Raw genomic sequence first — 12,428 nt, 5'->3', positions numbered from 1 at the left:
CCAATCGACGCCCGATGGCAGCACACCCTTCGGGAGAAATCCACCCCGGATTTCCCGCGAGCTGCCTGGTGCTACTCCACCGGATGGGCGGCCAGCCAATCCTGCATCTGCTTGATCTCGGCTTCCTGCGCCGCGATCACCGCTTCGGCCATTTTGCGCATTTCCGGATCCTTGCCATTGGCAAGCTCGATCTTGGCCATGTCGATTGCGGCCTGATGATGCGGGATCATGCCGCGGGCGAAATCGACATCGGTATTGCCGGAAGGTTCGATCGCCATCATGGCGGTGTGCATCTTGTCCATCGCCGCCTTGTACCCGTTGGTCGAGGGGCTTTGCGCGCCCATCGCGCCCATGTCGTGCGCCCCCTTGTCGTGTTTCATCTCCTGGGCTTGCGACGGAATGCTTTCGAGGAAAACGGCAAGCAGCATTCCGGCCGCCATCAGCAGCAGCACGATCTTCTTGGCCAAGGTCATTCGTGATCTCCTTTTTGAACGAATTTCTATCTGGAGGCTTGGCTCAGAGTCTCAACGTCCTGAGCCGCAACGCGTTGGTGATGACCGAAACCGAGGACAGGCTCATCGCCGCTGCCGCAATCATCGGCGACAATAACGTGCCGGTGAGCGGATAGAGCACGCCGGCGGCAACCGGCACGCCAAGCACGTTGTAGAGGAAGGCGAAGAACAGGTTCTGGCGGATGTTGCGGATCGTCGCCTGGGCGAGCGTGCGGGCCCGGACGATGCCGTTGAGATCGCCCTTGACCAGCGTGATCCCAGCGCTTTCGACCGCTACATCGGCGCCGGTGCCCATGGCGATGCCGACATCGGCGGCGGCCAGCGCCGGCGCGTCGTTGACGCCGTCGCCGGCCATGGCGACGCCGGCGCCCCTGGCGCGCAACTCCTCGACCAGCGCACTCTTCTGTTCCGGCAGCAGGCCGGCACGCACCTCGTCGATGCCGAGTTTGCTGGCGATGGCTTTCGCCGTGCGTTCGTTATCGCCGGTCGCCATGATGATCTTGAGGCCGCGGTCGTGCAGCGCCTTGATCGCTTCTGATGTCGTTGCCTTGATCGGGTCGGCGACGGCGACGATGCCGGCCAGTTTCTTGCCGACGGCGACGAACATCGCGGTCTTGCCTTCGGCCTGCAGCGCTTCGGCGCTGGTCGAGATGGATGCGATATCGATGCCGAGATCGGCCATCATCGCGGCGTTGCCGAGCGCGACGTTCTTTCCCGACACCGTGCCGGAAACGCCCTTGCCGGTCACCGCCTCGAAACCGCCGACGTCGGGAATCTTTACCCCGCGTTCACGGGCGCCTTCGACGATCGCCTCGGCCAGCGGATGCTCCGAGCCTTTTTCGAGCCCGGCGGCAAATGCCAGCAGATCATCCTGCGTTATGCCTTCGGCCGCGACGAGGTCGGTCAATCTCGGCCGGCCTTCGGTCAATGTGCCGGTCTTGTCGACGATAAGCGTGTCGACCGAAGCAAAGCGTTCGAGCGCCTCGGCATCCTTGATCAGCACGCCGGCATGCGCGCCGCGCCCCGTGGCGGTCATGATCGACATAGGCGTGGCAAGCCCCAGCGCGCAAGGACAGGCGATGATCAGCACCGAGACCGCAGAGACGATGGCAAAGATCAGGCTGGGTTGCGGCCCGAAGATCGCCCAGGCGATGAACGCAACGATCGCAACCACCACGACGGCCGGGACGAAATAGAAGGAGACGCGGTCGGCCAGACCCTGGATCGGCGCGCGCGAACGCTGCGCCTTGGCGACGAGCTCGACGATCCGCGCCAGCGTGGTTTCGGCGCCGATCCTCTCGGCGCGCATGATCAGCGAACCGTTCTTGTTGAGCGTGCCGCCGGTGAGCGGGTCGCCTTCGGTCTTTTCGACCGGCAGCGGCTCGCCTGACAGCATCGATTCGTCGATGGAAGAGCGGCCTTCCAGCACGATGCCGTCGACCGGCACGGCATCGCCGGGGCGGATGCGCAGGCGATCGCCGGCCTTGACCGTGTCGAGCGGCACGTCGTTTTCGGAACCGTCCTCGCCGATCAGCCGCGCGGTCTTCGGCGCGAGGTCGAGCAGCGCGCGGATCGCCGAGCCGGTTTTCTCACGGGCGCGCAACTCCAGCACCTGGCCGAGGAAAACCAGCGCCACGATGACGGCGGCCGCCTCGAAATAGACCGGCACCGTGCCCTCATGACCGCGGAACTGGTGCGGAAAAATATCCGGGAACAGCGCGGCGACGACGCTGTAGAGATAGGCGGCACCAACGCCGAGCGAAATCAGCGTCCACATGTTGGGGCTGCGGTTGAGAACCGAATCCCAGCCGCGATGGAAGAAAGGGAATGCCGCCCACAGCACAACCGGGCTGGCCAGCGCCAATTCCACCCAGATCTTCGCCGAATCCTCGATGAAGGCGCTAAACGTCACGCCGAGCATTGGCGCCATGGCGAATATCAGCAATGGCACCGACAACACGGCGCTCACCCAGAACCGCCTCGTGAAGTCGACCAGTTCCGGGTTCGGCCCCTCATCGCCGGTCGGCACGCCCATCGGCTCCAGCGCCATGCCGCAGATCGGGCAGGCGCCCGGCTTGTCGCGGACGATTTCGGGATGCATCGGGCAGGTGTATTGCGTGCCTTTCGGCATCGCCTGCGGCTCTGGCTTGTCGCCAAGATACTTTGCCGGCTCCGCCTCGAATTTCACCTTGCAGCCGGCCGAACAAAAATAGAAGCCCTGGCCTTCATGCCGGGAAAAGTGCTTCGCGGCGGCACGGTCGACACGCATGCCGCAGACCGGGTCGGTGGCGCTAAGGTACTTTTCCGGCTCGGCCGTGAATTTTGAACGGCAGCGCTCGCTGCAGAAATGATAGAGATGGCCGCCATGCTCGGCTGTCGGCTTGCCGGCGGCCGGATCGACGGTCATGCCGCAGACCGGATCGCGAATGACGGCGTCGGCGACGGACGGAACAGCTTTTGCCGCGCAGCAGCCGCTATGGGCGTGATGGTCATGGTCGGAATGCGTCATGCGGAAATGCCCCTGTGTCTCGGTTCTGAAACGGAGGTAGTGCTTCCAGTGACTGGAAGGTCAAGGACCAATTTCTGTTTTTCTTGCCGAGGCACGCGCCAAACCGCCGGCGGACAATCCCGCATCCAGCCGCCGCCGCATGCCATCGACGACTCCGTGGAGAGCGTGTCCGTCCGACCCATACCCAGCGCCGCGAAAACGCGCTATAGACGCCGCCAAAACGGCGAGGCCGAACGGCACTTATGGCAAGAATCTCTCTAAAGCTCGATGAACTGATCGACAGCCAAGCCTTGCGCTGCGAGATGACGGCGCTGACCGCGGCCACGGCAGGCGACGGCTCCGGCAAGGCTGCGCGCGCCGGTGTTCTCCAGCTTCTCAAGGGCAGGCTGACCGCCGGCCGCAGCATCGCCGAACGCATGCTGATGGACGACGGCAGTGGCACCGCCTGCGCCGCCCGGCTGTCGCATCTCATGGACGAGATCATCCGCGCGCTCTACGATTTCGCCGCCACCCATGTCTATCGCGTCAAAAATCCGTCATCGGCCGAACGCATGGCCGTCGTCGCGGTCGGCGGCTATGGCCGCGGCACGCTGGCGCCGGGATCCGACATCGATCTCCTCTTCCTGCTGCCCTACAAGCAGACGCCATGGGGCGAGCAAATCGTCGAATACATGCTCTACATACTTTGGGATCTGGGGCTGAAGGTCGGCCACGCCACCCGCAACATCGACGAATGCCTGCGGCTGTCGCGCACCGACATCACCATCCGCACCTCGATCCTGGAAGCGCGTTTCCTGTGGGGCGAGCAGAAGCTCTATGACGAGCTCTTGCAGCGTTTCGACCGCGAGGTGGTGCGCACGACCGGGCCCGAATATGTGCAGGCCAAGCTTGCCGAACGCGACGAGCGCCATGCCAAGGCCGGCGAAAGCCGCTATCTGGTCGAACCCAACGTCAAGGACGGCAAAGGCGGCCTGCGCGACCTGCAGACGCTGTTCTGGATCGGCAAGTATTTCTACCGGGTGCGCACCGGCGAGGAGCTGGTCGACAAGGGCGTCTTCACCGGCACCGAATACCGGGAGTTCCAGAAGGCCGAGGATTTCCTGTGGGCGGTGCGCTGCCACATGCATTTCCTCACCGGCAAAGCCGAGGAACGGCTGCATTTCGACATCCAGCGCGAGATCGCCGAGCGGCTGGGCTACACCACACATCCAGGCCTGTCGGCGGTCGAGCGCTTCATGAAGCATTACTTCCTCGTCGCCAAGGATGTCGGGGATCTCACCCGCATCTTCTGCGCTGCACTCGAGGAAGAGCAGGCCAAGCATGTGCCGGGCTTCAACCGCATCTTCCTCACCTTCTCGCGCCGCAAGCGCAAGCTTGCCGGCACGTCCGATTTCATTATCGACAACCACCGCATCAACGTCGCCGACGACCTGGTGTTCGAGCGCGATCCGGTCAATCTCTTGAGGCTGTTCTGGTTCGCCGACAAGCACGGGCTGGAATTTCACCCCGATGCGCTGAAGCTGCTGACCCGTTCGCTCGGCCTCGTCGGCAAGGCGCTCAGGCGCGACGAGGAAGCCAACCGGCTGTTCCTCGACATATTGACGTCGGACCGCAATGCCGAACTCAATCTCAGGCGCATGAACGAGGCGGGACTGCTGGCAAAGCTGATCCCGGATTTCGGCAAGATCGTCGCCATGATGCAGTTCTCGATGTACCACCACTATACGGTGGACGAGCACCTGATCCGCTGTATCGGCGTTTTGGCCGAGATCGAGCGTGGCGACGGTGAAAAGATCCACCCGCTTGCCCACACGCTGATGCCGGGGCTGAAGAAAAGCCGCGAGGCGCTCTACGTCGCGGTGCTTTTGCACGACATCGCCAAGGGACGGCCCGAGGACCATTCCGAAGTGGGTGCCCGGATCGCGCGGCGCATCTGCCCGCATATGGGGCTGTCGGCGGCCGACACCGAAACAGTTGCCTGGCTGGTCGAGAACCACCTCGTCATGTCGATGACGGCACAGACCCGCGATCTCAACGACCGCAAGACAATCGAGGATTTCGCCGCGATCGTGCAGTCGGTCGAACGGCTGAAGCTGCTGCTCATCCTTACCGTCTGCGATATCAGAGGCGTCGGGCCGGGCGTCTGGAACGGCTGGAAAGGCCAATTGCTGCGCACGCTCTACTATGAGACCGAATTGCTGTTGACCGGGGGATTTTCGGAAGTGTCGCGCGCCGAGCGAACGGCGGCGGCACGCGAGCGGCTGGCCGAAGCGCTTGCCGATTGGTCCGAAAAAGCCCGCAAGCGCTATGTCGGCCTGCACTACGAGAACTATCTGCTGACGGTCGATCTCGCCGACCAGCTTCGCCACGCCGAATTCATCCGCGAGGCGGATGCGGCGGGCAAGAAGCTCACCACGATGATCAAGACCCATCAGTTCGAGGCGGTGACCGAGATCACCGTGCTGGCGCAGGACCATCCCCGCCTGCTTTCGGTCATTGCCGGGGCATGTGTGGCGGCCGGCGGCAACATTGTCGACGCTCAGATCTTCACCACCGCCGATGGCCGCGCGCTGGACACCATCCTGATCTCGAGGGAATTCGACCGCGACGAGGACGAACGCCGCCGCGCCGGGCGCGTCGGCCGCCTGATCGAGGATGTGCTGTCGGGCAAGAGCTGGCTGCCGGAGATGATCGAGAAGCGCACCAAGCCGCGGCGCGGCGCCAAGGTCTTCCGCATCCCGCCGCGCGCCGAAATCCGCAATACGCTGTCGAACCGGTTCTCGGTGATCGAGGTCGAGGGGTTGGATCGGCCGGGCCTGCTGTCCGAGATCACCGGGGCGTTGTCCGACCTGTCGCTCGACATCGCGTCGGCACACATCACCACCTTCGGCGAAAAGGTCATCGATACCTTCTATGTAACCGATCTCACCGGCCAGAAGATCGACAGCCCGACGCGCATGGCCGCCATCCAAAACAGGCTGATCGCGGTTCTCGAAGGCACCGTGCCGGAGCGCGGCGGCAAGGCCAAGGCCGCGGCCGAGTGAAAACCACCATTTATTTGTCCCAATCCTGCAGGCAGTCTCCAGACGCATGAGCCTTGTCAAAAAGTTCGCGACGGTCGCTTCCGGCACGCTGATGAGCCGTGCCCTCGGCTTCGGCCGCGAGATGCTGATGGCGGCCGCACTCGGCACCGGGCCGATTGCCGACGCCTTCAACGCGGCGTTCCAGTTTCCCAATACCTTTCGCCGGCTGTTTGCCGAAGGCGCCTTCAATGCCGCCTTCGTGCCGCTGTTCGCCAAAGAAATCGAGACCCACGGCACCGATGGCGCCAAGCGCTTTTCGGAAGAGGTGTTCGGCGTGCTGTTCACGGCGCTGCTGGCGCTGACCATCGCCATGGAACTGGCGATGCCGCTGATCGTGCGCTACCTGGTGGCGCCGGGCTTTGCCGACACGCCGGGAAAGTTCGAGATGACGGTCCGGCTTGCGACCATCATGTTTCCCTACCTGATCTGCATGTCGCTCGGCGCCATGATGGCCGGCATGCTGAATTCGCTGCGCCGCTATTTCGCCGCGGCGGTGGCGCCAGTGTTCCTCAACATCATCCTGATCGGCGTGCTCGCCTATTCCTGGCACAAGGGATCGGACGCGCGCACCGTCGGCTTCGCGTTGGCGTGGGGCGTGCTGGCGGCGGGGCTGGTGCAACTGGCGATCGTCTGGGTGGCGGTGCGCCATGCCGGCATCTCGATCGGTTTCCGCAGGCCAAAGATGACGCGAAATGTCAAGCGGCTGCTGATCCTGGCGCTGCCGGCGGCAATCACCGGCGGCATCACTCAGATCAACCAGCTGATCGGCACCGCGATCGCCTCGGCGCAGGACAGTGCGGTGTCGTCTCTCGCCTATGCCGACCGTATCTACCAGCTGCCGCTCGGCGTCGTCGGCGTCGCCGTCGCCATCGTGCTTCTGCCCGAGCTGTCGCGGGCGCTGAAGTCAGGCAATCTGATCGAAGCGGCCAATCTGCAGAACCGGTCGGTGGAGTTCACCTTGTTCCTGACGTTGCCGGCGGCGGCGGCACTGCTGGTCATGTCGGAGCCGATCGTGGGGCTGGTCTACGAACGCGGGGCATTTGCCGCCAACAACTCGACGCCAATCGTGGCGGCAATCCTGGCGATCTTCGGCTTGGGTTTGCCGGCCTTTGTGCTGATCAAGGCGTTCACGCCCGGCTATTTCGCCCGCGAAGACACGCGCACGCCGATGATCTTCGCCGCCATCTCGGTGGCGGTGAACATCACCACCGCGCTGACGCTGTTTCCGCAGATGGGCGCGCCGGGCATCGCCGTCGCCTCGGCCGTCGCCGGCTGGGTCAATGCGCTGATGCTGCTCGGCGTGCTGATCCGGCGCGGTCACTGGGGCCGCGACGTACCACTCATGAGACGCATCCCACGGCTGGTGCTGTCGGCGGCGGTGATGGGGGCGGCGCTCTATTTTGCCGAGCACTGGTTTGCCGCCCAACTGGCCTCGGGCTCACCGCTGGTCGTCAAGGCTACGACGCTTCTCGCGCTGGTTGCCGGCGGAGCGTTGCTTTATTTCGTCACCGCCTTCGCCACCGGCGGCGCCGATTTCGGCATGATCCGGCGCAATGTCAGGCGGAAGGGATCGCCGCCTGTCAGTGAGCCGAACGATAGCGGCTCTGTCGACAAGCATTAGTCTCACAGGACAGTTGTGTCATAGACCGAGCGCGGCAGCGGGTTGCGTGCTTGCTTGCTAAGCTCAATCCCGAACTCGGCCCGAAGCCGTGCCGCCGTTCCAGCGGCGTCTCACGATTGCGCCGGCGCTCCAGAGCTTCACGCATGGCAATCTCCCCGTTTTACGGGGGGAAAGTAGCTGGCCGCAAATGCCGGCGGCCTTCCTGCAACGTTAGCGACCGGTGAAACCGGCGATGACGGCGTCTTTCTCCCCGTCTCTTTACGGGGAGAAATGTCCGGCAGGACAATGAGGGGCAGCGTCGGCCTGTCAAGCCGAGCGACAAGCGCAACAAGCGCGATGCCTCAAACAGTATGGAACAAGCAATCTGGCCCGAAGCGATTTGCCCCGCCGTGCTAGCCGACAACCTCTTGATCCGCTCCCCGCTCTCGTCCATAAGCGCGCCGTCGAAAGACTTTCGCCGCGTGCGAAACGGCCCTCCACAAGCCCGGGAAACACCATGACTGACTCCAATCAGCCCGCCTTCAATCAGCCTGCCTTCAATCAGCCTGCCTTCAAGCCACTTGTCTTTTCCGGCGTCCAGCCGACCGGCAATCTGCATCTCGGCAACTATCTCGGCGCCATCAAGAAATTCGTCGCCCTGCAGGACACCTCCGATTGCATCTATTGCGTCGTCGACCTGCATTCGCTGACCGCGCAGCTTGTCCATGACGATCTCAAGGACCAGACACGCTCGATCACCGCGGCGTTTCTCGCCTCCGGCATCGACCCGAAGAAGCACATCGTCTTCAACCAGTCGCGGGTCATGCAACACGCCGAGCTTGCCTGGATCTTCAACTGCGTGGCCCGCATCGGCTGGATGAACCGGATGACGCAGTTCAAGGACAAGGCCGGCAAGGACCGCGAGAATGCATCGCTCGGGCTGCTTGCCTATCCGAGCCTGATGGCGGCCGACATCCTCGTCTACCGCGCCACCCACGTGCCGGTCGGCGATGACCAGAAGCAGCATCTGGAGCTGACACGCGACATCGCGCAAAAATTCAACAACGACTTTTCGGACCGCATCGCCGGCCTTGGCGTCGGCGTCGAGATGAAGGTCGGCGAGGAGACGGTGAACGGTTATTTCCCGCTGACCGAGCCGATCATCGGCGGACCGGCGGCGCGCATCATGTCGCTGCGCGACGGCTCCAAGAAGATGTCGAAGTCGGACCCGTCGGACCTGTCGCGCATCAATTTGACCGACGATGCCGACAGCATCTCGAAGAAGATCCGCAAGGCCAAGACTGACCCCGAGGCATTGCCAAGTGAATTGGACGGCCTTGCCGGCCGGCCGGAAGCCGAAAACCTGGTCGGCATCTATGCGGGTCTGGCCGAGGTATCGAAGGAGGCGGTGCTGAAAGAGTTCGGCGGCCAGCAGTTTTCGGTATTCAAGCCGGCGCTGGCCGACCTTGCCGTGGAAAAGCTGGCGCCGGTCGCCGGCGAGATGCGCCGCATTTCCGACGACCGCGCATATGTCGACGCAGTGCTGGGGGATGGCGGCGAACGCGCCGGCACACTGGCCGAAGCGACGATGAAGACCGTGCGCGACATCATCGGCCTGCTGCAAGGCTGATCTGCACCCAACATCGCTGCACCCGCGGGTCGCTTGCGGCCGGGCTGTGGCGGTGGCAGATTGCGATCGAAACCAGGAACAGGGTGAACATGGTCTCCAAACGCCTCAGCCGCGAAGCCGGCCATCGCCGCAAATTCCTGGCGATCATCGACGACACGCCCGAATGCGAGCGGGCCGTCGCCTACGCCTCGAAGCGCGCGCAGAGCACCAGCGGCGTGCTGGTGCTGCTCTATGTGATCGAACCGGACGATTTCCAGCATTGGCTGGGTGTCGAGAAGATCATGCGCGAGGAGGCCACCGCCACCGCGCGGGCGGCGCTTGATGCGTACGCCAACAAGGTGCGCCAAAAGCTCGGCATCGAGCCGGAACTGGTGGTGCGCGAAGGCAAGCCGACGGAAGAGATCCACAAATTGATCGAGGAAGACCAGGATATCGCCATCCTCGTGCTGGCGGCCGGCGCCGGTAAAGAGGGCCCGGGGCCATTGGTCGGCGCGGTCGCCGGCAAGGGCGCCGCCTTTCCCATCCCGGTGACGGTGGTGCCGCAGAACCTGTCGGACGAAGAGATCGACAGCCTGGCCTAAGGTATGTTGATATTAAGGTGATGCCGGAGTGCGAATGGCGGTTTCCTGCGCTTCCGGTGCTCACGTACCCAAAAGTACGCTCCGCTGCGGTTCTCGGAAGCCACCCAGTCTGGTCGCTTCGCGCGCGTCTTCGTCTCCGACGCGGCCTGACCCGAATCTCAACACACCTTGGGGCAAAATCCCTAACCTGACGCAAAATCAAAGTGCTGAGCGTCCTTTGCGCGTCCAATTGAACGCGCGGCGCGGTAGAAGAAAATTCATTCTCTCGGGCGGCCGTTCCGGCGATGCCTTTGGCTTGAATGTCCCGCCGATAAGGCCTATTTAGAATTATTCCAAACTATCTGCCCGAATGGGCACGGAGATATCCATGTTCATCCAGACCGAATCGACGCCGAATCCGGCGACATTGAAGTTCCTGCCCGGCAAGGAAGTGCTTGTCGAAGGCACCGCCGATTTCCGCGATGCCGACAGCGCCGCTACGGCTTCGCCGCTGGCCGGCCGGCTGTTCGAGATCCCCGGCGTCACCGGCGTCTTCTTCGGCTATGATTTCATCACCGTGACCAAGGACGGGCCCGACTGGCAGCATCTGAAGCCGGCGATCCTCGGCGCCATTATGGAGCACTTCATGTCCGGCGCGCCGGTGATGGCCAAGGCCGGCCCCGCTGCCGAGACCAGCCAGACCGGCGAATTCTACGACAAGGCCGACGAGGAACTGGTCATCACCATCAAGGAACTGCTCGACACGCGGGTGCGCCCGGCCGTCGCCCAGGACGGTGGCGACATCACCTTCCGCGGCTTCGAGAACGGCACCGTGTTCCTGCACATGAAGGGCGCCTGCGCCGGCTGCCCGTCATCGACGGCGACGCTGAAGCACGGCATCCAGAACCTGCTCCGGCATTTTGTGCCCGAGGTGCAGCAGGTCGAACAGGTCTCTTAGAGACTCGGCTCAAAGAACGCCAATCCGCCTTCACGCGATAGCCAGGGCAATCGCTTCGGGTTGCGCCGGGATCGACAATTGGTCTTTTGTCTGAAGCGATTGCTCTGGCGCGATAACAAAAAACCGGGCCAAACTGCCCGGTTTTCTGTTCTGCGACGTCCATTTGTTGCCTAGACGGTCCGCGTATGAAAGTTGTTACAAGACTATCACTTTAGCGCCGACCGAGGTGCGGTCGTAGAGGTCGATGATATCCTGGTTCATCAGCCGGATGCAGCCCGACGACATCGCCTTGCCGATCGAGTTCCACTCCGGGCTGCCATGCAGCCGGTAGCCCGAATCGCCGCCCTTGTTGAACAGATATAGGGCGCGCGCACCGAGTGGGTTGGTCAATCCGGGCTCCATGCCGCCGGCAAACTTGGCGAGCTCCGGCTGGCGCTTGATCATCGCCGAAGGCGGCGTCCAGGTCGGCCATTCGCGCTTCACCGCGATACGGGCGGTGCCGCGCCATTCAAAACCCTCGCGGCCGACGCCGATCCCGTAACGCATCGCCTCGCCGCCGCCCATGACATAATAGAGAAACTTGTTCTGCGTATCGACCACGATGGTGCCCGGCTTTTCATCGGTGTCGTAGCTAACGACCTGCCGGCGATACTTGAACGGCACCTTTTCGATCGGAATGCGCGGCAGTTGATAGCCCGCATCGGTCATCGGGCCATAGTTGTTAGTGAATATCTGCGAGCCGATGGTGCTGCAACCAGCAATAGCCGTCGACAGCGCAAGTGCGGCGACGATTGCGAATGACTTCATGCGCATGAAAAGGTCCGATGCCCCGCCCGAAATAGAGCGGCTCGAGACGGCCGCTTTGTCGCCATCATTCATGCTGGCATTTGCTTTGCTTGCCAAGCGCGCGATGCCTATATGCAGGGGCTTACATGCCGGTAAGTCCTCAACTGTGGCCTTTCGGCAACGGCGATCATGAGATTATGTAGGAAATTCAATGGGGCGGCCCACCAAGCCGCCGGAAGTCAAGGAACTCATCATGATGTCGGAGATGCCGCCCAGCGTTCCGGCCTGCCGGCCAAGACCATTCGCTACTATGAGGAGATCGGCCTGATCCGTCCGGCGCGCGCCGGCAACGGCTACCGCGACTATTGCGGCGACGACATCCACCGGCTGACTTTCCTGCGCCGCGCGCGCAATCTCGGCTTTTCGATCGACGACTGCCGCCAGCTGATGGCGCTCTACCACGACCGTAGCCGCGCCAGCCATGACATGCGCGAGATCGCCGCCGCGCATGTGACGGCAATCGAGGAGAAGGTGCGCGAGCTGCAGTCGATGCGCTCGACCTTGCAGAAGCTGATCCATGCCTGCCACGGCGATGACAGGCCGGACTGCCCGATCCTGGAGGATATTGCGGGGGCTGCGCAGGCTGGAGATAAAATCGCTTCCGCGGCGGCATGAGCGACTAGCCTCCGACACTCCGCGAGGCCGCAAAGGGGGCCTTACGACCCCGGCGGGCGATACCGGATCGACTTTGCCTTCCCAAGCGCTTGCATCGTCTCTTCGACGCTTAGGA

Annotated in this window: 9 protein-coding genes; 6 read left to right on the top strand and 3 right to left on the bottom strand. The window is 63.2% G+C overall.

Annotated elements, in window-relative coordinates:
• Nucleotides 1-71: 71 nt before the first annotated feature.
• Together copM and ACWUKX_RS23685 are read right to left on the bottom strand one after the other, a co-directional pair.
• Complete coding sequence (gene copM / locus ACWUKX_RS23690; protein WP_095521043.1) at nucleotides 72-473, bottom strand: CopM family metallochaperone; 402 nt, start codon at nucleotides 471-473, stop codon at nucleotides 72-74.
• A gap of 43 nt (nucleotides 474-516) precedes the next feature.
• Nucleotides 517-3,021 carry a heavy metal translocating P-type ATPase gene (locus ACWUKX_RS23685; RefSeq protein ID WP_456009321.1) on the bottom strand — a complete coding sequence of 835 codons (2,505 nt, stop codon included), beginning with the start codon at nucleotides 3,019-3,021 and terminating at the stop codon, nucleotides 517-519.
• 242 nt (nucleotides 3,022-3,263) lie between these two features.
• On the opposite strand from ACWUKX_RS23685, the gene ACWUKX_RS23680 reads away from it, so the two are divergent.
• The 5 genes from ACWUKX_RS23680 to ACWUKX_RS23660 all read left to right on the top strand — a co-directional run bounded on the left by ACWUKX_RS23680 (nucleotide 3,264) and on the right by ACWUKX_RS23660 (nucleotide 10,852).
• Nucleotides 3,264-6,065, top strand: coding sequence for a [protein-PII] uridylyltransferase (locus ACWUKX_RS23680; protein WP_456009320.1), 2,802 nt, complete (start codon nucleotides 3,264-3,266; stop codon nucleotides 6,063-6,065).
• 46 nt (nucleotides 6,066-6,111) lie between these two features.
• On the top strand, nucleotides 6,112-7,725 hold the full coding sequence (gene murJ / locus ACWUKX_RS23675; RefSeq protein ID WP_456009319.1) for a murein biosynthesis integral membrane protein MurJ: 1,614 nt from the start codon (nucleotides 6,112-6,114) through the stop codon (nucleotides 7,723-7,725).
• A 496-nt stretch (nucleotides 7,726-8,221) separates the two neighbouring features.
• Nucleotides 8,222-9,334 (top strand): tryptophan--tRNA ligase, encoded by a 1,113-nt coding sequence (gene trpS, locus ACWUKX_RS23670; RefSeq protein WP_456009318.1) that lies wholly within the window; start codon nucleotides 8,222-8,224, stop codon nucleotides 9,332-9,334.
• 89 nt (nucleotides 9,335-9,423) lie between these two features.
• Nucleotides 9,424-9,915 carry a universal stress protein gene (locus ACWUKX_RS23665; RefSeq protein ID WP_029347740.1) on the top strand — a complete coding sequence of 164 codons (492 nt, stop codon included), beginning with the start codon at nucleotides 9,424-9,426 and terminating at the stop codon, nucleotides 9,913-9,915.
• Between the two features lie 367 nt (nucleotides 9,916-10,282).
• The gene (locus tag ACWUKX_RS23660) at nucleotides 10,283-10,852 is read left to right on the top strand and encodes a NifU family protein (RefSeq protein WP_029347737.1); all 570 of its coding nucleotides are present in this window, start codon (nucleotides 10,283-10,285) and stop codon (nucleotides 10,850-10,852) included.
• A gap of 195 nt (nucleotides 10,853-11,047) precedes the next feature.
• On the opposite strand, the gene ACWUKX_RS23655 is transcribed toward ACWUKX_RS23660, so the two are convergent.
• Nucleotides 11,048-11,665, bottom strand: coding sequence for a L,D-transpeptidase (locus tag ACWUKX_RS23655; protein WP_029347736.1), 618 nt, complete (start codon nucleotides 11,663-11,665; stop codon nucleotides 11,048-11,050).
• Nucleotides 11,666-11,827: 162 nt separating this feature from the next.
• On the opposite strand from ACWUKX_RS23655, the gene cueR reads away from it, so the two are divergent.
• Entirely contained in the window at nucleotides 11,828-12,313 is a 486-nt protein-coding gene (gene cueR / locus ACWUKX_RS23650) for a Cu(I)-responsive transcriptional regulator (protein WP_456009317.1), read from the top strand.
• Nucleotides 12,314-12,428 lie beyond the last annotated feature (115 nt).

It is taken from the genome of Mesorhizobium sp. f-mel (genome assembly GCF_053850215.1).
Note: the sequence above shows the minus strand (reverse complement) of the source record. Positions and strands in the feature narration are given on the sequence as shown.